Consider the following 23562-nt stretch of genomic DNA (forward strand, 5'->3'; position numbering starts at 1 on the left):
GGCCGCGAGCGTCAGCCCGTGAGATTCTCTGAGCTTCTCGCACGCGAACGTCGGCCCAAAATCGGCATAGCGCTCGCGAATGATCGCCAAGGCATGATCTGCCAGTCCGGCGGGCAATTGGTGATTGCTGCAGCGCTCGCGCTTGCGTGAAATCAAACCCGCGGCGCCTTCGCTTCGATATCGGTTCGTCAGCCGTTCCACCTGACGCCGGCTGATGCCCAATCGCTCAGCGGCACGCCAAGGCATCAGCAGTCCATCGGCGACCATTTGGATCGCCTTCAGTCGCTCAAGCTCACGCATGCTCATGGTGATCATCCCAGTGCGGTCCATGATCGACTCCCAGCGACGGCGGAGCCCCAGCATGGGCCTGATCGAGCCTTCGGTGCGACATTTCTACTTGGCTCAAGTACGACATTACTATTTGGGGCCTACACCACTGAAATTGATAATGTTAATTATGTCAACTTACGTAGGAATACCAGTGAATAAAAGTTAGCCAATGTATCGTGTTGCCGCTCATCTATCGAAGACGTGTACCGGCTCGGATTGTCTGGACACGGGTTTGCAACTCAGGCGGCCTCTTTCATGGTGGCTGCCTGACGGGCTTCATGGGGTGACATAAAGCCCAGTTTTTCGAGACGCTGCACGGCATCCAGACCATGGAAGCGGCGAATGCATACGCGCCCGCCTTCAAGGCGACGTACAACGCGCGTTTTGCGAAGCCGCCGAGGAGCACGTTCGACGCGCACCGGCCGCTGCGTGACGATGAGGATCTGGACACGATCCTGACGTGGCGAGTGATGCGTAAGGTGTCGGACTCGTTGACCGTGCTGAATGACCTCATGATCTATCTTCTGGAAGAAACCGAGGCCAGCCGGAAACTGATCGGCCACTACATCGACGTGTGGGAGTATCCGGACGGTCGCATCGAACTGCGTGCCGACGGCGTCGCGCTGCCCTATCTGCGATACGACAAGCTCGCGGAAATCGACCAGGGGGCCGTGGTTGAGCACAAGCGGCTGGGGCATGCACTGCAGGTCGCGCAGGCGATGCAAGCCCAACGCGATAACCGTCGTGTATCGGGCTCGCCGTCACGCACGAATCGCGGCGAGCCGGTACGCAAGCCTGCAGCCCTGCCCGGCACGAAGAAGCCGCGCGCATTCACGCAGGCCGATCTGAATGAAACGATCCTGGAGCTCGCCACGCAACACACAAAACAGCCAAAGCCTGCATCAAAACCAGGCCGTCGGTCTGCAAGGGCGCACTGAACGCACTGACACGCCGTGCCCGTTCATAAGCAGTCCTTCAACACTGCATGAGTTGAAACCCGTGAAAGACAGACCCCACCAACCCCTGAGACCAGACATTTCTAATTAGCCCAAACCCCGACATTTCAAAAAAGCCTCGACACCAATGACGGTTGTAACGATCCTTAAACTCGATGACCGCAGCCCGGACTTCCTCCAGGTTCCTGAAGACGCGACCGTGAATGGCTTGTTCCTTCAGCGTCCGGTTGAAGCGCTCAGCGACGCCATTCGTTTGCGGTTCGGCGACGAAGGCGAAGCTCGGCGTGACGCCCCAGAACCTGAGCTGGTTGAGGAAGTCATCGGCCGTGTATTGCGAACCGTGATCCATGCGCAGCGTCAGGCCCCGACCAACCTCGGCACCCGTGCCGCCGAATTCACCCAGCAGTGCCTGTGCGATCGGCTGCAAGGCGGCGAACCGGTTGCCCGTCTTGACCGCATGGATGCCAACGCAGCAGGCGTCGCAATGATCAATCGCCGAGAACACCCAGACCCAGCCGTCATCCACGGTCTCGATGCGCACGCCGTCGGTGCCCCACATTTCGTTCGGGCGGCTCGTCGTGATCATGCCGTCGTGCAGAGACGACTTACCCTGGGGCCGACGATGCGGCGACAACAAAGCGTTCTCCCTCATCAGACGCAGCACACGGGTGCGCGAGACGCGGATGTCGCGCAGGATACGCAAGCGCGCCCATACCTTGCGGTGCCCCTCGCCGATAAACGGCGAGGCCGCCAGATCAGCCCGAATGGCATTCAGAAGGTCGGCGTCGGGCATCTTTGGCTTCGGGCCGCGCCGCTGTGCCACGAGTGGCACTACATTGCTCGACTCGCGCGCACGAGCGGCATAGATCGTCGAACGCGGGAATCCGAGCACTCGACAGACTCGCTCCAGCCCATAGGGCTTGCCGATGCCAGAGGAGATCGTTCGGCTCATTTCGACGACCTCCGGTTGACCAAAGGGTGTCGGGCCTGCCGTTCCTTGCGCAGCAGTTCGTTCTCCATGACCAGTTCGCCAATGCGCCGGGTCGCCTCGCCAAGCTTTGCCTCCAGCGGATCGTTCTCGCGCTCCTTGAGGCCAGCGTCGATACCGGCCAAGGCACGCTCGCGCCATTCTTCGAGCCGGTATATCGGTACCGAAATCTCGCGCGAAATGGCGTCCACCGGCTCGCCGCGCAATAAGCGCAAGACGACTTGTTTCTTCCGATTGGCCGACCACCGTTTCACTTCGGCGGCCGCGCCGGGGGCGCTTCCAGTCGCGCTACGCGCTCCTTCCACCGCCCCCGGCACAACCTCGGCCATCTTCGACTTCTTCAGCATGTTCAACTCCGTTTCCAGAAACACCTTTTACCCCAAAATCGTGTCCAGAAAAATCGGAGGCGGTTCAATCTATCGAAGACGGCCTGCGCTTCTGGTGTTCGTCGATGACGGAGCAGCCAGCCGCTCTGCGGATTTCTCGAACAGAGTCACTTGCTGCCGCGGCACAGCAGTAAGAAACAAGGCGCGCGGAGGGTGCCAACCTGGGGCGGGAAGACGGGGATAGAACGAACATCCTTCCAGATCGCTCGTTTACCGTCGCATCGTGCGTAATGGCCTCTTCACATGGCTAGACAAGCTATAAGCTAACCCGCTCATAGCGCGAAGATCACTATCTCGCTATGCCAGAAGGTTTGCCCGCGCTAATTGCGCACGAGATTTGCGGCTGCTGTATCACCCTTATCGCACCGCATTCATTCGATCAGGCACGTGATCAAGATCGACACTCAGCCGCAGGAACCCGTAGCGCGCACACTGCGCCACTACCGATGCCGCGGCCGCGTACCTCATGCATCTTTACATCTACTGTTGCAGTACTAGAATTGGTGGCGTAGCGCAACGCGGGCCACGATCTGGCTAGCGCTCGAAGAGGGGGCCGCAGCTCCCGGGATAAGGGCGGCGTCCAGTGTAGTGCTTGTCGTATTCCCGGTGAGTTTTTGGTAGGCGGCCTGTGCGTAGACGTCGGTACGTTTCGAAAGATTGTAGTCGGCCATGACGCCGACTTGATGCCATGACGGACTGGAGTCTCCGGTGAGCGAACCGAGTTTCGCGTGCGTGTACGTATACATCGCCCCCGCAAAGAGGGCAGGCGTGAACTGATATTTCGCGTTCACTTCGAAGTTGTCGAACTTCATGAAATTGGGAGTCGTTGCAAATGCGCCCACGTACACTGAGCTGAGCGGATTCTTCAAGTCGGTATGCGAATACACGAAACCGACGGTGACAACCTCGAGCGGCGTGTAGCTGATTCCGGCGCCCCACACGCGTTCGCGCGAGGCCGCGAAATTCCCGTCGTCGCTCGGCAACGCGCCGCCGACGTTCGAGCCGGGGTTGTCGATAGACATGTAGGCGGCCGCTACCATCACCTGAGCCGTCGAATATTGTGCGCCAACGCTATATGCGCGGTTGTTGGAAATCCCCCCAACCTGATTGCTAAATCCGTAGACACCTCCGAATGTAAATCCACCATACGAGTTGCTCAGATATTTGACCGCGTTGCTCATCCGAAACGTGTCGTCGGTATTGTCGTTGTCTAGTGGATGCGAGAAAAGATACCCACCCCAGTTTCCGTTCGCAGTCAGAGGGGCCACAAAATCAACTACCGAGTCGTACTGGCGCCCGAAGGTCAAAGTGCCTGCCTGCTGACTCGAAAGACCGACGAATGCCTGCCGGCCGAATTGCCGGTTTGGCTGGCTCAACGCGCCACTGCTACCGTCGAAGCCGTTCTCTAACTGAAAGACGGCGTTAAGGCCTCCGCCGAGGTCTTCGGTTCCTTTCAATCCCCATCGACTACTCGATGCGTCACCGCTTTGCATCTTCCATGCCGATCCGGTTCCCGCGTTATTGGTGTAGTCAATGCCCTGATCGATCACGCCGAAGAGAGTGACGCTACTCTGAGCCATCGCCGCGCCCGACATCAGAATGGCAGGAACAAGACATAACGATTTCTTTTTCATTTTATTACCCGCGCGAGCGGTCCGTTTAAATTAACTGCTGGATTGATACTGATATAAGTGGCCGGGCAGCGGCCACACATGACTATTTGATTAGTAATGCTTCGTAAATGGTTGAACGCAGGTATTTCGATAAAAATGGTCTGGCGACATGCTGCACGAAGCTTGTCTGTTATCACCCAGGGCCGTTGTCAGGCGTATGAAGTGACGTCTGGAGCCGGCCCCAGGCGTGGCGTAGCGGCTGTGCCAGAGGGACGGCCTTTTCAGGGCGGTCAGCCAGTTGAATTCTCGGGGTCGACAACCCTGCCCTCGACCACGACCGGAGTCTCGTCGAGCATGATCGTGCATCGACGCATGGGGATATCCATATGACAAGGAGTATTTCGGGGCCCGCCAACTTCCGTATTGGAACCGGTCGAGAACAGGAAATTGCCCTCGAACGCGCGCGCATCCATGCCGATACCGTCGTTCTTGTCGTGCAGCCCGATGGCAGTCCACTCGGCGCGCGGTTGCAGGCCCCAGCCAAGATGGGACAGTGCAAAGACCTCTGGGTCGTTGAAACGTGACATGTAAGTGTCAAGGTACTCGGCATCGAAGCCGCCATGGATCTTGCGGATGTAGCCTTCCCTGATCTCCAGGGTCACCGGTGACTGCACATATGTCTTGAACGGCAGCAGGATATCGCCGACGTCCAGCACAATAGTGCCCTCGGCGGATCCTTCATTGGGCCACGAAAAGAGGAAGCCGCTTGGCCAGTGGTCCCATCGCCCGGGCTCATCGGCAAAGCCGTATTCGGTCACAACCGGGTATTGCCCGAGTTGCGCAGTAAAGTCGGTGCCGGCATTGGAGGTAACCCGGAACGTCGAAGCCGCCTTCAGACGTTCCGCTGCAGCGTTGACGCGCACTTTGTCCTCTTCGGTCGGCAACATGCGAGCCAGCATTTCTGGCGGCTCGACCGCCAGGAGCATGCGCGTACCCGAATCTAGGATTTCGCCCTGCTCGGGGGAATGCAGCAGCATCATGGTGTCCACCACGAGGTCCGCCGCCATCAGTGCCTGCATGGCAGCCAGATTGCCCGTCAGCGGAGTATTGCCAACGATCGCGGTGAGATCGTTGCCCACTGCTCGCGGATCATGCAAAGCGGGCAGCTCGACACCGTAGACTTTGGCGCCCAAGCGCTGCGCGGCCTCCGTTGCCGCGCTCACGATCCGCGGATTCGAATAGTGGCTCTTTAGCACCGCCACGCTCTGGGTGTCATCCACCCTCGAAAGTTTCAGGACGTGCTCGAACATCTGAGTCAGTTGCGTGTTGCTGACAGGCATTGCGGTGCTCCTTTATTGAAAGGGCGTCGCCGGAAGGAGACACCCCACGGTATGTGCTCAAGTCATCCGAGAGGTGCCATTACGGATTGCCGGCGCCACCACGGTTTTGAGGTTTGGTGCCTTGGAGGGAGTTGCCCCACCCAGTTGTGACTGTTAGTTCAACGCGCCAGGTGCTGGATGAATTCGGCTTTGGAAATGACATCGCCGTACTTGCTGTCGATATCGAACAGATTCGCCTCATGAGGTGTTGCGTGACGATCGCCGACCGCCTCGCGTATGACCATGACCCGAAAGCCGTGCTGAACTCCGTCTACGGCGGTCGCCCGGATGCATCCGCTGGTGGAACAGCCCACCAGCACCACGGTATCCACGCCCTGGGCCATAAGCGTGGTTGCCAGGGTCGTACCGAAGAAAGCGCTGGGGTACTGTTTGCTGACGACCAGCTCATCGGGCAAAGGTTTTACTTCATCGCAGAACTCCGCGTGCGGGTGCCCTTCGACCATCGCTTTCATCACCGGCGCCTTCTTGAGCCAGACTCCGCCATCGATGAAACTGCCAGGCTTATAGCGGATGTTGGTGTGAACCAGAGGGATCCGCGCCGCTCGCGCCGCAGCAAGAATCTCTCCGGCGTGAGCGACAGCGGTAACCACGCCTCGGGCATACAATGGCGCGTCGTCGGTGGTATATCCCTTCATGAGATCAATCAGCAAAAGAGCAGACTTCTGCCCAAAGCCGACGCGGGTGTCCCACACCCCTGCGTAGTTGCTTGTTGCGTCCTGTGACATCTCTATGTTCTCCGAACCATATCGGTAAGATCGATTTATTCAGCCATGCCGGCATGGAGATTAATAGGCCGCCGCCGCTTTTCCGGTCGCGGTTGAGAGCGGATAGCGACCGCTGAGCAATGCGCCTGCATTGGGGACCACGGGCGCAAGGCCCAGATGATCAAGCATGCGCCGCGCGGTGCAGACTGCTGTTGAAACGACTGGCGTGCCGAGGCGATCCTCGACCCGTTGGATCGCGGGAAAGGACGGCATCTGCACGCAGGCTGAGAGGACCACCGCATCGACGCCGGACGTGTTGAGCTTGCGTACATCCTCCATGAGTTGTAGCGGATCGCGGCGACCGACTTCAAGGTTATCTGCAATCTCAAAGCAGCGTGCATCGACGACTTCGATGCCTTCGTGCTCTATGTATTCGACCACCAAATCCGTGAGTGGGCGCATGTACGGCGCCAGAAGGGAGATGCGTTTCGCTCCCATGATCTGCAGGCCTTCGATCAGCGCGCCCGCAGACGTCATCACGCGAGCGTCGCACCCGTTCGCACGCACCACGTCTTGCAGCTCGCGCTCCACCTGGCGGTGATAGCCGGGTCCCATAGCCATGATCGCTACCAGGCAGGCGGTGCTCATGACATCCACGCGGGCGTCGGCCAATTCAGCGGCACAGCGCAACCCTTGCTGGTTCATCGCTTCAAGTTCTTCGCGAGTGACTTTATGCATGCGCATCCGGCTGGAATGGAAAGTGAAACGCTCGGGCCGGATGCCCTCGCGGGCACGCAACATTGTTGGAATCTCGGTTTCCATAGTGGTATTCGAACTCGGCACGATCTGGCCGATACGGAATGGGGTCGTCGTCATTGAAGGCTCGGTGATCGTGGCCCCGCATAGCGGGGTCACAGGTGTCAGTTGTTTTAGAGAGTGGGTCCAAGGAAAGTGCCAAACGCCGCGAAAAATCCCTCATAGTCATCCCAGGGGATCATGTGACCGGCGCCCTCCACGCGCGCAACCTGGATCGACGGCATCAGTTGCCGTATTTCCTGCTCGTCCTCTGGGGGAATCACGTCGCCTTTGCCTGCGGCAATCAGCAAGGTAGGCACGTCGATCTTCGGCAGATCGCCATGAATGTCGTCCTCGTGGAAACCGTTGAAGGTGTCGATCACCGCTTTTTCGTTGCAGGTGTGCAGCCACTCGGCGCGCAAGCGCAACTGCTCGTCGGTCCAGGTGGGACAGTATTTGCGCACGATCTCGATGTCCGCGCCGCGCAGGCAGTCGCGGATGGAATCGACATACCAGGGCAACTTGCTTGGATAAGGACGACGTCCGGGGCCAGACACCGGCGGATCGATCAGCACCAGTTTTTCCAGATTCCGCGCCAGACTCCGCGCATCTCGCACGGCTGCGCGGATAGCAAATCGCGCCCCCATGGAATGGCCAGCGAGGACATAGCGATTCAATCCCAACGCGGTGGCAAGACTCAGGATATCGTCGGCGCAAGTATCGATCCTATAATCCAGCGCGTCACCCGTCTCAGACAGGCCGCGACCACGCACGTCCAGCACATGCACGTCGAAATGCCTGGCGAGCCGCTCGGCGACGAATCCCCAGGTGATCGCCGGGCTGGTGATCCCCGGCACCAGGATCATTGCCGGCCCATGGCCGCCATAGCGCAAGTAATGCTGGCGAATGCCGTTCGCGTGGATGTTGGCGCCATATAAAAATTGAGTCGTCAAAATTTTCCCTATGAAGATTGAGGTTGGCTCAGGTACGGCTTATGCCTCTCCCAGCTGGAACCGCCGGTCGCTTGCAACCTTGCGGCGCCACTTGAGGTCAATGTCCACTTCGTTGGCTGATTCAAGTGTCTTCACGGCGCTTTCGTACAACGGCAACGCCATCTTCACGGCCAAGGGCGGCCGGATACGCTCAAGACTCCAACGCAATTTTTCCCGGGCGCGTTCCCGGGAATAGACTCCCCTTCGCACCCAGTCGACGGTCAGCCAGTCGAATATCTCAAGGAAAGACAGCGAATCAGCTGCCTGCAGGATGTCTGCCTCCGGGCCGCCTCCTATCTCATGACGCAGAATCAGCGCCCGTACCCGCTTGATGAAGCCATCGTCCACTGCCGGCTGCTGCTGGCGCAGCCATTCCTCGACGATGTTGGCCGAGCGGGTCGAGTGAGCGAACAGGTAATCGGGATTATCGAATCCGTTTTCAGGGGTGTCGGTCGGCCCTCCCGGAAAAAAACGCTCGGCATCGTGAGTCAGCGCAGCGAACCGCAGTTCAGGCGACGCGGCTCCCAAAGACAGATCGATCACCCAGGCCCGGGTGTTGAACAGATGTTCCAACTGATAGAAACCATCCAGCCAGACGGTCGCTGCCAGCTCCAGTTCGCTTAGGGTCGGGTCCGCATAGCGTCCCTCTATGCAAGGTGTCATGTGTTCCTCTTAAATCTGTTGCGCGCATCGGTCACGCCCTTGGGGCGAGAGGCCTCCAAGCCGTGCCCGAGGATCATTTCTGTTGCCCCGCTGTCAACGCTTGCCACACCGATTCCGGGGTAATGGGTAGCTCGGAAAGCTCCACGCCATAGTCCGCCAGTGCGTTGCAAATCGCGTTGGCCACGGCGGCGCCTGGCGGAATGGTCCCGACCTCGCCGACGCCTCTCACGCCGAAGGTGGTGACGGACGACGGGACTTCTGTATGCAGCAGTTCGATGGGCGGTACATCCGCCGCCATGGGCACGAAGTAATCCAGCATCGAGCCGCTGACCAACTGCCCGGTCTCCCGGTCGTAACGCAGTTCCTCGCCAAGCGCGGCGCCCAGGCCCTGCACTAACGCGCCCCGCACCTGTCCCTCGACGACGAGGGGATTTACCGCTACACCGCAGTCGTGAACCATGACGAAGCGCTCCACCTTGAACTCCCCCGTCTCGGGGTCGACCGCGACAACCGCGGCAGCTGTACCGAAGGAGAACGCAGCATCGGGCGGCTCGAAAAAGGAAGTCGTCTCCAGCCCGGGAGTTTCTTCGGGCGGGATACCCTGGCCGAAGATGGCATAAGTGAAGACCTTGGCGAGCGGCACGCTTTTGCCTGGATCGGAACAATGGCGGACCAGCGTGCCCTCGATGACCGCTTCGTCGAGCGAAATCTCGAGGATCCAAGCGCCCAGTCGGAGCACCTTGTCACGGAACGGAAGCGCCGCCTCGCGCAAAGCGCCCGCCGCCGCGATCAGCGTGCGGGAGGCGAACGAACCGGTGTTGAGCGGTGACGCCGCCGTATCGCCGGCATGGACGCGGATGACGTCGTAGTCGACACCCAGCACTTCGGCGCACAGTTGGGCGAACGCCGTCTCGCTGCTCTGTCCGATGGAGGAGACGCCGGTATAGAGATCGATGGTCCCGGAGCGGTTGGCGCGCAGCGTCACGCTCTCGTGGGCGCCAAACTGTGACCCGCGGTTGGCAAGGAACCTCGCGCTCGCATATCCGGTGCGCTCCACGAACGAGGCGAAGCCAATGCCAACCAGCCGGCCGTCGTCCCTCGGGATCCGGGAAGACTCGCGGTGCGCGGCGTAATCCACCGCGTCTGCGGCCATGTGAAGCGTCTTCAGGTAGTCGCCGCTGTCGTAGACGGCACCGCTCGGGGTCTTCCATGGAAGATCCTCCGGGCGCAACATGTTGAGCGCGCGCAGCTCCAGCGGATCCCGGCCCAGCTTGCGGGCCATGCGATCGACCAGCACCTCCAGCGCAAAGTTGACCTCCGGCTGACCATAGCCGCGATAAGCACCTATCGGCGTCTTGTTGGTGAGGGCCACCCGGCGTTCGACGGCGGCGTCGACGACTTTGTAGGGACCGGTGAACACCACGCTGGAAAGCTGTGCCGAGCCGAAAGGCGAATTCCAGCCGCCGATGTCCGTCGTGTACTGGTCGGTCGCGGCCACAAAGCGTCCATCCGCCCCAGCCGCCAGCCGATAGTCATGGATGGACTCCCTGCCGTGCGTGCTGGCCCGGAAGTGCTCCATCCGATCCTCGATCCATTTCACCGGCCTCCGGAGCGCCATCGCATGCAGGCAAGCCAGTACGTCCTCGGGATAGACGCCGAGTTTCAAGCCGAAGCCACCGCCCACGTCGGAAGCCGATACCCGGATGCATCCTTCGTCGATGCGCAGAGACTCAGCAAGCTGCTTGCGCATCAGATGCGGTACCTGTGTGGAGGCGTGTACGGTCAGCTCACGGGCGCCGGGGCGCCAGATGGCGACAATGCCTCTGGGCTCCATCGGCAGTGCGGACACGCGGCCGCTGCGCATCCGCCCTTCGACGACGAAAGCCGCCGTCGCCATCCGCTCTTCCGGGTAGCCCGCACGGTTCTCGTTGGCCGCCATCAGGTTCGACGCCATGACGGACGGATGCAGGACCGGCGCCTCTGGCTTGAGCGCCTCCAGCGCATCGCTGACATGGGGAAGCGGCTCGTAGTCGATATCGATGAGTTCGAGCGCGTCCTCGGCGATCGCACGGCTTGTCGCCACTACGCTCACGACCGGCTGGCCCTCGTAAGTCGCGACCTCCTGTGCGAGCGCATAGTACGGAAGCTGCGGCGCGCCCGGCACCGGGCGCAGCACCGTGAGCGGACCGCTCAACGCCTTGATTTGCGAACCTGTCAAGACGTGCTTCACACCATCCAGTTCAATCGCCCGGGACACGTCGATGGACTTGATCCGGGCGTGCGGAAAGGGACAGCGTCCTACCGCCATCTCCAGTTGATGCGCGAGCTGCACGTCATCGGTGAAGCGTCCGTCGCCGCGCAGAAGCCGGTCGTCCTCCTTGCGCGGGACGCTCTTGCCGATCAAGCGATAGGCGGTGGCGGGTTCATCGCCGGCATCCGTTTGCTGTTTGAGCCGGGCCGCTGCAACGGGCTTTTCTACTATGCTGTTCATTGTGCAGCCTCATTCAACGCCGGCAAGGATTCGGCAGCTCCCACTTGCGTCCGAAGGTATTCTTCGATCGCCAGCACGATGCCCTCATAGCCGGTACAGCGGCACAACACGCCACTGATCTCGCTGCGAATCTCGTCCCGCGAGAGCATCACGCCACGCGCCGCCAGACTCGTCGCAAGCATTAGAAAACCGGGCGTACAGAACCCGCACTGCAGGGCGTGGTGTCGCTTGAAAGCTTGCTGCAGTTCGTTGAGCTGGTCGTTCACCGCGAGGGACTCGACTGTCCGGACGTCAGCGCCATCCAGTTGTGCAGCCAGCATCAGGCATGACTTGACGGCCTCACCGTCGACCTGGATGGTGCACATACCGCACTTGCCCTGCTCGCAGCCGACATGCGTGCCGGTGCGGCCCAGCCGGTGACGCAGGAAGTCGGCTGCATGCATGCGGCTCGGCACCGATACACGCATGGCCTCTCCGTTTACCTGCACGCTGATTTCGATCTCATTCGTATTCAAAGTAATGCCCTCGTTGTTCTGCCTTCGGCCAGACGTCCCGACAGATCCCGACGATGGAACCTGAATCTGTTATCCGGCGGAGTTGTCGGAAACGCATGGCGCTCGCGAGTTCTCAAGTCACGTGCCACAAGACGATCAAGCTGACGATGAACGCGGCCCCGCTAAGCGCCGCGGAAACCTTCGGCCACAGGTCACTGGCAGCGACGGGCGTCAGCACGGCGTTACGGGGAGCGTCGACTTCCATCGGGGTGGCGCTGCTCCGAGTGGCATCGGAGGCTGAACCCGCAGCCTCGGGTTTGCCACTGTCAGAAGGCCCCTTGCCTGACAGGATCAACTCCAGATTCCTGGAGAACTCGGTCGTCGCCTTTTCGGCTTGCTTGGCGATCACCTTCTGGCCAACGCTGCCGAGCGCCCCGCCAAGCGCGACGTCGCCCGCTACCAGGACGCGCGTATGTCCTCCTTCCCCGGTCAGCAATACGGTGTTCGTACTACGAAAGTTTCCGATTGCACCGCGCACGGCTTTACCGGTCGAGGCGAATTCGATTTTTTGGCGCTCGATGCGCTCGGTAATCTGCACCTTCGCCTCGAACGTGGCGGCCATCGGCCCAAGCCTTTGAGTCAGTACAACGATGAGATTGTCAGCATCGATAACCTCCGCTTTCTGTACCCCGGGAATGCAGTGCGCCACCCGCTCGAACTGCTCGAAGAACGCCCAAACTTTCTCGACCTCTTCTTCCACGCGAAATTCCTGCTCGTATTTCACCTGTTACTCCTTCTTGTGTGGCCGTCAGGCTGGTGCGCGATTACGGAGTTTCTGCAAAACCCGCCGCACATAAACCGGCACGAGATGAGCCCGGTACTCGGCACTCGCCCGTATGTCGCTCGCCGGGTCGATGACAGCCAGGGCCGCTTGCGCCGCCGCTGCGATGTCGTCATCGGTGAGCCGGCTACCCTCGAGCAGCGCTGCCGCTTCCATTGCGAGTACGGGCGTATCACTGACACCGCCGAGCCCCAAGCGCAGGTCGCGCCAACGTCCATCGGGCGAACGGTTGCCCGTGGCGGCGACGGACAGGACGCAAAAGTCGCCATGCCGGCGAGCGAACTCCATGAACGCGAAATGCTGCGGGTGCTTGGGGAAAACGATCTCCGTCAGCACCTCGTCGAATTCCAGGGTGGTCGCGTAGGAACCTTCGTAGAAGGTTTCCATCGGGATTTCCCGCACACCGCCGGGTCCCTGCACCCTGACTCTGGCACCGAGCACCAGGCACCCGAGCGGCATCTCGCCGGTCGGGTCGGCCTGCACCAGACTTCCGCCGATGGTGCCGCGGTTACGCACCTGCCGGTCGCCGACGAACTTCACCATAGAGGCCAGAAGTGGCAGCCGCTCGGCTGCGAGCGACGAAGTTTCCAGCGCCGCATGGCGTAACAGCGCGCCGGCAACGGTCTCCTCGCCCTTCACCTCCAGTCGTCCCAACTCCGGCACATGGTTAATGTCGACCAGGGCCGACAGCCGCCAAAGGCGCATGTTGAGCATCGGCATGAGGCTCTGACCACCCGCAATCACGCGCGACTCGCCGGGGTACTCGCTGAGATAGTTGACCGCTTCAGCGACCGAGGTGGCGCGGAAGTAAACGAAATCAGCCGCCTTCACAATTTGCCTTCCTCGGCGCCGACGGATTGCTTCGTCACGCGTGTGCCGCTCAAGCGAGCCAGCACGTGGCCGACCGGCGATCGGGCCGTACTGATCAGGGGCGATACCTCCTTGCGGCTCCACACGGTTTCAGGGCGGACCTGGAGAACACGCATTTCGCCTTGCTCGCTGACCGCCCATTCGATGTCCTGCGGCGCACCCCGCACCCGCTCGATATGTTTAGCCAATGTCGCCAGCTGCTGCACGTGGTCGTTTTCCAGGCAAACGACGTCGCACCGTTCGGACGCGATAGGAACGAGGCCCACCGTCCCCGTGTCGGGAACAAAGCGGTATTCCTCCGTCTGCGGCGTCCACTTCCGACCGACAATCTCCAGGGTCACCTTGTCGACCACGAACTGCGCCGGGGTGATATCACCCTTGACCACCCCTTCGCCCAGTCCCCAACAGGCCTCCATGACCACCTTGGACCTGTCGCCGTTAAGCGGATTGAGCGTGAACATCACACCGGCGGCCCGTGCCTGCACCATCTGCTGGATACCCACGCACATGCCATAGTCGCCGGTGGCGATGACCGTCTGACCATCGACGCGATAGGACAGCACCGCCTCGCCAAACATGCCCGCCCAGCAAGCCCGGATATGCTCAAGCACAGCATCGGCCCCGCATATCCACAGAAAGGTGTCGTACTGACCGGCGAAGCTCGCACCCGCCAGGTCTTCTGATTCGCCGCTGGAGCGGACCGCGACCGGGAGCGCCGAGACGCCGGTCCTCTGCTCCAGCTCGGCATAGCCTCCCCTGATCTGCGCCTCGAGATCGGCAGGCATTGGCGCGGTGGCGATTCCTTCGAGCAGGTGCGCTGTTTCTCCCTTGATCTCCGACAGCTTGAGACCAGCCGACGCTTCGCTGATTCGGCGTGCCTCGTCCGCCAGGCCGTTGGCGGTCATGAAGTGCCGATAGGCCGCCGTCGTGACGCCAAACCCGGTCGGCACGGCAAACCCCGCCGCGGTCATCTCGGCCAGATTGGCGAATTTTCCGCCAAGCAGCGGGTTGCCCGAAGCAGACGGATCGTCTAGCCAGAGAATGGACGGAGTGTTATTCATGGTTGCTGCCTCCTTCGAGAATGCGCACAGTGCCTTTGTAACCATCCACCTCGATCAGGTCGCCGGTACGAATGGCGACCGTGGCGAAACCGGTACCGACCACGGCGGGAAGGCCGTATTCACGGGAAATGATCGCGGTGTGGGCCATCATGCCGCCGACATCCGACACGGCTGCAGCGACGCGCTGGAACACCGGGGCCCAGCTCGGCGCGGTAATTCTGCAGACCAGGATTTCGCCCTCCTGCAGGTCGTACAGTTGCGCTGATTCGGTAATGACGCGAGCTCGTCCGGTCGCCTTGCCCGCCGATGCAGCAACGCCGCGCAGCTCGTTGCCGACCGCCGTCGCATCCACCCCGAGCCACTCCTGAATCGTTTCCTGGGTGATGCCCCACAGCATGATGGTCAGCGGTTCGGTGATGGACTCAGGCGGTACGCCCAGCGCCGGCGGCGGAGACCACTTGCAGAGCGCGTCGCGAATCCGCTTACGCTCGGCGATGATCGGCCGCCAATAGACCTCGCCGCGCGCAGGCGTGCTCACGGCCCAGCCGATCAACAGGTCATACAGGGCGTCATAGATTTCGTTGCGGTGCAGGTAGAAGATGTCGTCGCGGTCATCGAAGAAGTTGTGCGCGACGAAGACATCGCCCAATTCGCGGACCTTCGACCAAAACACCGAGTGATGCCAGTGCTCCACATAAAAATTGTGGTCTTCGACATACGGGTACACCTTGCGGGCTAGCTCGACCAGACCGTCGAAGGCTTCACGATCCGCATCGGTGGGAAGCAGGTCGCGATATTCCGCGGTCACCTTGGTACGCGTTTCGAGGATGGCGTCCAGCGGACGCCGAATATCTTCGCCACGACGCAGCGCATTGATATAGCCGCGCATGGCAACGAACGGCAGACGAGGATCACTGATCCAGACCGGATCCGAATGGGTATAACCGATACCCGTGGAGTACCAGAACCACGGATCCTTGGCTTTTTCATAAGCCTCTAGCCAACGGTTGCCATTTTGCGCGTGCGCGATGGCGGCCAATGCTTTTTCCGGATCCTCGTGCTCCAGGAGCACGTCGTCGAGATGCAGTTCGGTGGCAAGTTGCGCCAGGCCGCGAAGTTCATCGTCGGGTCTGAACAACAGGATATCGATGCCAGACACCATGTTGGTGATGGTCTGGTCGCTAATGCCGGGAAAGGCGTCGTGGCAGAATTCGCGGAACGTCAGATAGGCGCCATATCCGAGGTTCAGCATTTCGAAATGGTACGAACCCATTTCGAAAAGGTTTTCGATCAGCCGACTATAGGCGCTCAGCAGATCGTGGGACGAATAGACGCCACGATGATTAAAGACATTCTCGAGTGGCTCGATCTGGGGCAAGGGCTCAAACGTGATAGCTTTCAGGCGCGCTATGCAGTCCTTAGCCTTTTCTATCCACTCCGTATAGATCGTGTCCCAATTCTCGTAGTAGTGCCCCGCACGAACGTTAAATTGCTCCGCACGCCGGCTTATTTCCTCCGGGTCATCAATCGAGTTCGGGCTGACATACAGATAGCCGTTGATGATCCGTTGATCGATGCCAAGTGCGAGTGGAATAGGCCAGACCCGCGTGGTCATCTGGCTGGCCGCCACCCACCAGTTCTCGGTCATGATGGTGTCGAACGGATACAGCGGCTCCGGGTTGTGCATCCCGTCGAAATACCAAAGCTTGTCCTCCTCCATCGTCCGCCGCTCCGAACTGATTCGCGCGTAATAGGGATACATCTCCTGCCATCCCTCTGCTCCTTCCGGAGTGGGTACAGCAAACGGACTAAGAAACTGGCGCTTCGCTGGAGGTGATGCTGCGGGTTCTTTTTCCATCATGCGGTTTCCTCTTTTTTTCGATGCGTTGGGGGCAGTCGTCTGCTCTGCGCAAACCGTCGGCGTAACCACTTTTGCGGTCGGGTAGCACCGGGCCTGGAAGCTGGGCGACTGGAGAAGTAAAGTTTTCGGAATGGTATACCGATTGAAACATCACTCAAGCAGTGATTTCCCTCATGTAGCTCACAATTTATACGGTATACCATTTATGGCGACCTAGCCATGTTTGTAAAATTCCCGTTTAATCTCACCAACGCTAGGTTGTTGTACCAATTCAACACTTTATCGGCCTTAGGTGGCGTGGAACGCGCGGGGAGTTGTATTCCTGGCTCATCGGCAAAAAGAGCAATTCAATCACAAATGGTATGCCAAATGCCCGATTTCAGGGCATGAGGACCCGATGCGAATGCCGTGAAAAACCGGGCTTGAGTCATCTCTGCACTGGCGTGGTGCGGATACGCTGCCCGTTGATCCGCGGTTGAGCACGCGTTGGTAGCGTGACCTTTCCTAAGGTGACATCAATTTTAAGGAGCAAGCCGTGCTGAAAATTTTTCACGAGCAAGTGTCGACGAACGAAATACTGCTCACGTTCATTTACCTGGTCGGGGCCGTTAGCGTGCTTCTTGTCGTTCTCGGGCTCGGCTTCATCGACTCGGGGTTGGCCAGGGCGCGCAATGTACTGGATACGTGGGTGCAGAAGATGACGGCAGTCATGATCGGCGGGGCTAGCACGTTGTTGTTCGGGTACGCGCTCTGGGATCTGCAATTCGAACAGGCGTTCCAGGCGCCCAACCCGCTGTCGGCGGCGCTGAAAGCATGGTGGGTCGGAGGTAGTGCTATCAGTTCGCCATCCGTCTACCTCGATCCGGAGCATTTCCCTGGGGCCGATGTCCTTCAGGTCTTCGTCGTGTTCTTCATCACATTCTCGATGGCGACCATGGCCTTGATCCATAGTAGTGCGATCGAACGGATCAAGAGTAAAGCGCTATACACGATGGCGTTCTTCGTCGGGCTGGTGCTGTCCCCGCTTGTGGGGTATCTCTGCTGGGGACCGCTCTCGCCCTTGACAAATCGAGGCGTACACGACTTCGAAGGGTGTTTCCCGCTGTACATCTTCGCCGGCACATGGTCGCTCGTGCTTGCGTGGCGCCTTGGGCCTCGTCGCGGCGCCCTTGCGCGGGATCCTGAAGGAATCCAACCGACGCCAAGCAATCATGGATTGGTCGCTGCCGGCGTTCTGTTCATCCTTTTCGCCTTGCCATTTATCGCGCTCGGATCGACTTTCATTGTGCCCGGCGACGGTGTCTACGGCATATCACTTACGCGGACCGGCCTTGGCCTGATCTTGATCAACCTGTTTAGCGCATTAATGGCGGGAGGGATCGCTGGCGCGCTGATTGGCTATCGGCTGCGCGATCCTCGTTGGGTATTCCTTGGTCCGATCGCAGGGACAGTGATGGGAAGCACCCTCTTTGACATTGGAACTCCGCTGGAAAGCCTGCTGTTCGGCGCCGCCGGCCCGTTCGTAGCGCTTGCCACCGCGAAGCTCGTGCATCGGCTGGGTATCGACGAACCGAAGGTTGTACCATTGGCTCTGGGTCCTGGCATCGTAGGGGCTGTGCTGGTCGGCTTCACGCACTGGGGTACGGCCACGGGCGGCTTTCCGGGACTCACCGGGGAATATGCCGTCGGGCATGCGCAGATCACGCCGTGGTGGCAATTGGCGGGAGTCATCACAACGATGGCGGTATCCGGAATCCCCGCCTTCTTGCTATGCCTCGTCTTCGAAAAATTCCGCGCGCTGCGTATCTCCCGAGACGTTGAAGTCGTTGGCCTCGATATGTTTCACTGGAATATCAGCTGTCACGGTAACGACATTGAGCCGACGAGCATTCGAGAAGGCTTAGGCAACCCGGCATTTGATGCGCCGGCCGGCCTCAGCAGCATACAGCCCGGCAAGGGGGTACGGGCAACTTAAGCTCGGACCACTTCCGCCGAAGAGGTGGTTATTTGGGAACCCGGATTTGCCGGGTTCCACTCTCGCGGCCGAGGAACCTCGATCCAGGCTGCACGCGAGCTGCGACTCGGAGGTGGGAGCGGTGTGGGCCGGCCCGGCAAGGGCCGCGCGCCGCGACGCTCGACTTGGATAGCGAACGACAAAGCGACGGTCGCGCGTGCATTTGCAGAGTGGCTGCAAGGTGATACATGCTCCGCTCACAGCTCGCGCGGTCGGCACTTTGAAAATCTCGGTGAATCCGCGTAGTGCCGGCGGCAGGACCGCTATGGTCGACCCGACTCATGCGGCCCGCAGCGCCTCACTCTCAAGGATTTCAACCGAGGCGAAAGTATGCAAACCTTCTGACCCAGGGAACCGAAGTACAGAGTGGACGTTACCTCGCCGGCCCCAAAGCGTTCGCTTGCGGAAAACCGACCACTAAACTTGCCGTGCGACGTCTACTTAATTTCCTGGGATTTCGAGTCTCGCCAAAATTAACACCAGCACCCCGTTTGGACGCCCGGTGGATTGCTAGTGACGGTCTGTAGAAGGTGTTAAGCTTATAGACCATTCATGGAAAATGTGACTGTCTATGCAGTATGACTACTTCAAGGAGCTGTATGCCGAATTCGAATCGGTCCAGCATTCGAGTCGCGGCTCTGCTTCGAAACGGTTGAGCGAAAACCTAGCCTACGTCATTCGCAAAGCTATTCTTTCTGGCGTATTGAAACAAGGCATGCCAATACGCGAACGGATGCTGGCAGAAGAGCTCAATGTCAGCCGCACACCCGTTCGCGAGGCGCTTTTCGTACTGCAGGGAGAAGGCCTTGTCACGCTGAATCATAATCGCAGCGGATGCGTGGCTCATTTCTCCCTCGAAGACATTCGCAACATCTATTCGCTGCGCGGCGTTCTCGAGAGCTTTTCGGCTGAATGTGCGGCAAAGAATAATGATCCGGTTCAACTCGAAAAAGTGCGCAGCGCTTTAGTGAGATACCAGCATCTTGATGCCACCTCCACTTCTCTGGAACAGGCGCAGGCTGACCTCGAGTTTCATGAAGCCATTTCGGCGGCGGCCGGCAGCCAAATGCTGATGACGATTACCCGGCAAGTATTGGCAGTGACGATCACCCATCGGTCACGGTATGCCTATACCGAGGACCAGCTAAAGCAGGCTCAAATACAGCATGAGTCGATATTCAACGCAATCAATAATGGCGATTATGCTTTAGCCAAATGGCTCATGGCTGAGCATGTGAATAAGTCGAGCGACTTGGCTATCCAGCATTTGTCGTCGTCGCTTTAGAAACACCTTTTCGCGATGTCCGAGGGCAACGTCGCACCAGCTTTAATCTTTGGTTTCCCGACAAATCAGAGAAGCGTTGTATTTTTCGGTGATCTCAAGATTATGTTAACTCAAAATGTCAACTAGCGCGAAAAATGACGCGCTATCTGGCTTGCGCTATGGTGAATCGATGAACACAACGGTAATCGACATGGCAACCCCACTCGACCCCCTTATCTCCGAATTCGACACGGCCGAAGAAGCCGATGCATACGATCGCTGGTTTCGCGCCGAGGTCGAAGCGTCGCTGGCTGAGACTGGACGTAATCGGCTCGCGAGGGCCATTCCCTATCCCGCGTGCGCGTAAGGCATGATGATCCGGATAGTTCGGTATAGATCTGGTGAGATCCTGTCCACGATCGGATGATCATGGACAGGATCTATCTGGATCGACCCTTCAGGCAACAGGGGTCGGCGGGCTGGGCGTGGTTCAAAACCCGTGTTTTTTGCGTTACACAGACGAGCTGACTCGTCCTGCGTTTTCAGGCAGACGTAATATGGAATACGAATCAATTTGAGGTTTTTCGACCTCAGGCGATCAACTTTGCCGAGGCTGAAGCGGACCGAGTCCGAGTAGTGTCAGCCAGTGCGGATGGTCCTGGCCGGTCATCGCTTCACGCGGACTTTTGCCGATCCGCTCGCTGCACCGGCTGCGCATGAAGCGACGGTGATTGAAGAAGAACTGCAGCAGGCCCAGCCAGGCGCGGCTACCGTTCAGATGGCGCCGCAGCGTCAGGCAGTTGCGCAGCCGGGAGTTGAGGTTTTCAACCAGCGAGCTGCTGCGTGGCGTGCTCTGCATGGCTTGCGAGACCGCGGTCCAGACCCCGTAGAACTTGCGCCCCATAGCGGCATGCAGCCGGTTCCAGCCTTGCCAGAAGGCAGCCGAGGTGTCGGGCTTGCGATGCAGCATGCACGTTGCGCGGACCAGATAGTCCGGTACTGCCGCCGTGCGCGCGATAGCGGCCAGCTTGTCATCGAGCACGCCGACGAAGGCGAGCAGGTCGTCGCGCTGGTTCTGCAGGGCGACGCGCATCGTGCCGATGCGTGATGGATCTTCAGGCTCACGTTGATGAAGTTCATCGACGATGAAGTCGAACAGCTCCTGACGGGCGGCCCGCTCAGGACCCGCCAGCGACAGAATGTCACGTTCGAGCCACTGGGCGAGGGTGCGCAGGTCGTCCGCCCGCTCAGACGAGCGCGCTTCAAGCTGACGAAGCGCGACCAGCTCAGCCACGAGCAGGTGATCCTGGCAGCGCCGGCGCGGGTTGGCGAGCCGGGCTTCGAGTGCTTCGCGTTGCGAGCGTACGCCGCTGGCGATGCGTGCCCAGATGTTGACGAGGGTTTCGAACTGCTGACAGATGTGGAACACGTCGCCATGACACGGAGTGCCGGGCCAGGCGAGTTTCTGGCCGGCGCGCAGACCCGTGCCGGCGTCGGCAATCGTGTAACCGGGATTCAGTCCGCGCGCCTTCAGGTCGAGCAGATGGACGGCCCAGGTGTCGGCGTCGCGATGGTCTTCGGCGGCCAGCAGATAGCAATAGGTCGAGGCGGCGTCGATGCCGACGAGCACGGGCTGCGAGCCCTGAAAAAGCTCATCGTGCAGTCCCACCCGGATCGCCGACAGCTCAACGCTGTCTCTGATGACGATGGCGTGCTGCGCCGCCCGTTGGTGGATATTGTGCACGGTGCCCAGACTGATGGACACGCCCAGCAGATCAGTCATGAACTCCATGACGCCGCGCATCGAGGCGTGAGCAACCATCGTCAGCGCCAGGGTGACCTGCTCCAGCCATCGTTTGGTGACCGGCAGCGAGAACAGCACCTTGTCTTGGCCGTTGTCGCTCTGCGCCGGCGAAAAGAGCTCGTCAAGCGCGGCGCGGGCCTTGTCCATCTGCCGGTAGACCAACGGACGACTCACGCCGTGCCGGGCGGCCAGCGCACTGATCGGTTCAGCGCCCGCCAAAGCCCGAACGGCCATCACCTTACGGTCGTCGGTAGTCAGTTTTATGGAGGCTGCGCAAACGGATAAATTCATGGCGACGTGGCGTTGAAAATGGGGTCGCATTATCCCGCATTATTCTTCGCTCCCTCGCATGTGTAACGCAGCTTTGAACCTCGCCTTGAGGTCCATGGCTACCACCTGCCCGATGCGCCACCGCCGCCAAATCCGCCGCCACCGCCCCGGAAGATTGTGCGGCCGGCGCCGCTGCCGAATGTGCCCGACGGGCCGCCGACAGCACGCCCCCCTGCGTAGGCGCCGAGACCGCTGCCGAGTAACGTGAAAGCGAAGGCGATCGCGCCCGCGACTACTGCGATGAGCAGCGCGCCCGATAACATCCACGCGAGCGCCGCGACGGCGCCGCCGGTCACTACAGAGCCGGGCAACCGTCCTAGTAGCGTCCGACACACCCCGCCCGCGACCAGGGTGAGCACGAACAGAATGGGCAAATAGCGCGCGAGTTGCTCGGACGCGCCACCTGCATGTCGGTCTGGTCGCGGGAGAGGTTCGCCATTAATGACGCTCATGATGCGGTCAAGGCCGGCCGCAACACCACCGTAAAAGTCGCCCTGCTTAAATCTCGGAACGATCGTCTCGTTGATGATACGGCTGCTCGTTGCATCGGTGAGCGCCCCCTCGAGGCCGTAGCCAACTTCAATGCGCAGCGTCCGGTCGTCCTTCGCGATGATCAGCAACACGCCATCGTCGATACGCCCGCGTCCCAGCTTCCATTGATCAACGACGCGCAGCGAATACTGTTCAATGGTTTCCGGCCGGGTGGTGGGCACAATGAGGACGGATATCTGGCTCCCCTTTTTGGCCTCAAACGCCTGCAATGTCTGCTCTAGCGCCAAACGCTGTTCGCTGGTGAGCGTGATCGTCTCATCGGTGACGTGTGTCGTCAGTGGCGGAATCGCCACCTCCGCACTCGCAACGCACGGCGAGAATGCGAGGACGGCGAGCAGCAGCATGCTTGCGGACGTCAGGATGTTCAATTGGCTGCTCCGCTGGCCGGCGTGGGCGCTGTGCTGAAATCAACTAGTGGAGGACGCGCGATCTCTGCCTCGTTCGACACCGAGAAATTTGGTTTCTCCTTGTAGCCGAACATGCTCGCGGTGAGATTGGACGGAAATGACCGCACGGTCGTGTTGTAGCCTTGCACTGCCTTTATATAGCGGTTGCGCGCCACGGCTATGCGGTTTTCGGTTCCTTCAAGCTGCGCCTGCAGGTCACGAAAGTTGGCATCGGACTTCAACTGCGGGTAGTTCTCGGACACAACGAGCAGTCGCGATAGTGAAGACGACAACTGCGCCTGGGCCGATTCGAATTTCGCGAATGCCTGCGGGTCGTTCAGGACCTCCGGAGTCGCCTGCAGGGAACCGACTCGGGCTCGCGCCTTGGTCACGCTGATGAACACTTCTCGTTCCTGACTCGCGTAGCCCTTCACGGTGTTCACGAGATTCGGAACCAGGTCGGCCCGACGCTGGTACTGGTTGAGTACCTCCGACCAGCTTGCCTTCACCTGCTCATCCTGAGTCTGGATGGCGTTGTAGCCGCATCCGGAGACGGATAGCACGATGAAAGCAAGTAACGTTAGACATAGGGTACGCATTAGACCTTCCTGTTCTTCGGACAACTGCCACTAACACGCCTCTGACGACGACATGGCCCAGTGAAATCCAAACCCGGACCGCTTTCCTGCATCGTCGAGAAGGCAACCTCAGCCTACGCGGCAGGACCTGGCGTACGTTGACCCAAATCAAAGGAGAGACCGGCGAAA

21 protein-coding genes and 1 pseudogene are annotated in these 23562 nt (G+C 59.9%); 4 read left to right on the forward strand and 18 right to left on the reverse strand.

Annotation, left to right across the window (positions count from 1 at the left end; all coding sequences use genetic code 11):
* Positions 1 to 330: helix-turn-helix domain-containing protein (locus ACSQ36_RS40335; protein ID WP_436186498.1), on the reverse strand; the 330-nt coding region annotated here is incomplete at its 3' end.
* 311 nt (positions 331 to 641) lie between these two features.
* Here ACSQ36_RS40335 and ACSQ36_RS40340 point away from each other — a divergent pair.
* Positions 642 to 1268, forward strand: a pseudogene (locus tag ACSQ36_RS40340) (ISNCY family transposase); the annotation flags it as partial.
* Between the two features lie 37 nt (positions 1269 to 1305).
* Here the strand turns inward: ACSQ36_RS40340 and ACSQ36_RS40345 are convergent.
* The 14 genes from ACSQ36_RS40345 to ACSQ36_RS40410 form a co-directional block, all read right to left on the reverse strand.
* Positions 1306 to 2079, reverse strand: coding sequence for a transposase (locus ACSQ36_RS40345; RefSeq protein ID WP_436186499.1), 774 nt, complete (start codon positions 2077 to 2079; stop codon positions 1306 to 1308).
* A gap of 155 nt (positions 2080 to 2234) precedes the next feature.
* On the reverse strand, positions 2235 to 2621 hold the full coding sequence (locus ACSQ36_RS40350) for a hypothetical protein (protein WP_436186500.1): 387 nt from the start codon (positions 2619 to 2621) through the stop codon (positions 2235 to 2237).
* Between the two features lie 533 nt (positions 2622 to 3154).
* Positions 3155 to 4294, reverse strand: coding sequence for a porin (locus ACSQ36_RS40355; protein ID WP_436186501.1), 1140 nt, complete (start codon positions 4292 to 4294; stop codon positions 3155 to 3157).
* Between the two features lie 269 nt (positions 4295 to 4563).
* Positions 4564 to 5613: a 2,5-dihydroxypyridine 5,6-dioxygenase gene (locus ACSQ36_RS40360; protein ID WP_436186502.1), complete on the reverse strand. Its 1050-nt coding sequence runs from the start codon at positions 5611 to 5613 to the stop codon at positions 4564 to 4566.
* 158 nt (positions 5614 to 5771) lie between these two features.
* A complete protein-coding gene (locus ACSQ36_RS40365; RefSeq protein ID WP_436186503.1) occupies positions 5772 to 6398 on the reverse strand; it encodes an isochorismatase family protein in 627 nt (208 codons plus the stop codon).
* A 60-nt stretch (positions 6399 to 6458) separates the two neighbouring features.
* Positions 6459 to 7253: a maleate cis-trans isomerase family protein gene (locus tag ACSQ36_RS40370; RefSeq protein WP_436186504.1), complete on the reverse strand. Its 795-nt coding sequence runs from the start codon at positions 7251 to 7253 to the stop codon at positions 6459 to 6461.
* Between the two features lie 53 nt (positions 7254 to 7306).
* Complete coding sequence (locus ACSQ36_RS40375; RefSeq protein ID WP_436186505.1) at positions 7307 to 8125, reverse strand: alpha/beta fold hydrolase; 819 nt, start codon at positions 8123 to 8125, stop codon at positions 7307 to 7309.
* Positions 8126 to 8164: 39 nt separating this feature from the next.
* Positions 8165 to 8827, reverse strand: coding sequence for a hypothetical protein (locus ACSQ36_RS40380; RefSeq protein WP_436186506.1), 663 nt, complete (start codon positions 8825 to 8827; stop codon positions 8165 to 8167).
* 73 nt (positions 8828 to 8900) lie between these two features.
* Positions 8901 to 11318, reverse strand: a complete 2418-nt coding sequence (locus ACSQ36_RS40385) for a xanthine dehydrogenase family protein molybdopterin-binding subunit (protein ID WP_436186507.1) — start codon at positions 11316 to 11318, stop codon at positions 8901 to 8903.
* Positions 11315 to 11833, reverse strand: coding sequence for a (2Fe-2S)-binding protein (locus ACSQ36_RS40390; RefSeq protein WP_436186508.1), 519 nt, complete (start codon positions 11831 to 11833; stop codon positions 11315 to 11317). Before ACSQ36_RS40390 ends, ACSQ36_RS40385 begins: the two co-directional genes overlap by 4 nt.
* A 112-nt stretch (positions 11834 to 11945) precedes the next feature.
* Positions 11946 to 12596 (reverse strand): CoxG family protein, encoded by a 651-nt coding sequence (locus ACSQ36_RS40395; RefSeq protein ID WP_436186509.1) that lies wholly within the window; start codon positions 12594 to 12596, stop codon positions 11946 to 11948.
* A gap of 24 nt (positions 12597 to 12620) precedes the next feature.
* Entirely contained in the window at positions 12621 to 13484 is an 864-nt protein-coding gene (locus tag ACSQ36_RS40400) for an FAD binding domain-containing protein (protein ID WP_436186510.1), read from the reverse strand.
* Positions 13481 to 14584 (reverse strand): PEP/pyruvate-binding domain-containing protein, encoded by a 1104-nt coding sequence (locus ACSQ36_RS40405; protein WP_436186511.1) that lies wholly within the window; start codon positions 14582 to 14584, stop codon positions 13481 to 13483. Before ACSQ36_RS40405 ends, ACSQ36_RS40400 begins: the two co-directional genes overlap by 4 nt.
* Positions 14577 to 16514 (reverse strand): PEP-utilizing enzyme, encoded by a 1938-nt coding sequence (locus ACSQ36_RS40410; protein ID WP_436186512.1) that lies wholly within the window; start codon positions 16512 to 16514, stop codon positions 14577 to 14579. Before ACSQ36_RS40410 ends, ACSQ36_RS40405 begins: the two co-directional genes overlap by 8 nt.
* A gap of 466 nt (positions 16515 to 16980) precedes the next feature.
* On the opposite strand from ACSQ36_RS40410, the gene ACSQ36_RS40415 reads away from it, so the two are divergent.
* The 3 genes from ACSQ36_RS40415 (at position 16981) to relB (ending at position 20090) form a co-directional block, all read left to right on the forward strand.
* Positions 16981 to 18420: a hypothetical protein gene (locus ACSQ36_RS40415; protein WP_436186513.1), complete on the forward strand. Its 1440-nt coding sequence runs from the start codon at positions 16981 to 16983 to the stop codon at positions 18418 to 18420.
* A 610-nt stretch (positions 18421 to 19030) separates the two neighbouring features.
* Positions 19031 to 19744, forward strand: a complete 714-nt coding sequence (locus ACSQ36_RS40420; RefSeq protein ID WP_436186514.1) for a GntR family transcriptional regulator — start codon at positions 19031 to 19033, stop codon at positions 19742 to 19744.
* A 169-nt stretch (positions 19745 to 19913) separates the two neighbouring features.
* The gene (gene relB / locus ACSQ36_RS40425) at positions 19914 to 20090 is read left to right on the forward strand and encodes a type II toxin-antitoxin system RelB family antitoxin (protein WP_436186515.1); all 177 of its coding nucleotides are present in this window, start codon (positions 19914 to 19916) and stop codon (positions 20088 to 20090) included.
* Between the two features lie 231 nt (positions 20091 to 20321).
* Here the strand turns inward: relB and ACSQ36_RS40430 are convergent, their stop codons facing one another.
* From ACSQ36_RS40430 to ACSQ36_RS40440, 3 genes are all read right to left on the reverse strand, one after another.
* Positions 20322 to 21818 carry a hypothetical protein gene (locus tag ACSQ36_RS40430; RefSeq protein ID WP_436186516.1) on the reverse strand — a complete coding sequence of 499 codons (1497 nt, stop codon included), beginning with the start codon at positions 21816 to 21818 and terminating at the stop codon, positions 20322 to 20324.
* Positions 21819 to 21916: 98 nt separating this feature from the next.
* A complete protein-coding gene (locus ACSQ36_RS40435; RefSeq protein WP_436186517.1) occupies positions 21917 to 22777 on the reverse strand; it encodes a TPM domain-containing protein in 861 nt (286 codons plus the stop codon).
* Positions 22774 to 23394, reverse strand: coding sequence for a LemA family protein (locus ACSQ36_RS40440; protein WP_436186518.1), 621 nt, complete (start codon positions 23392 to 23394; stop codon positions 22774 to 22776). The genes ACSQ36_RS40435 and ACSQ36_RS40440 overlap by 4 nt, the downstream gene beginning before the upstream one ends.
* Positions 23395 to 23562: the final 168 nt, after the last annotated feature.

Source organism: Caballeronia sp. LjRoot34 (genome assembly GCF_964253815.1).
Taxonomy (GTDB): Bacteria; Pseudomonadota; Gammaproteobacteria; order Burkholderiales; family Burkholderiaceae; genus Caballeronia.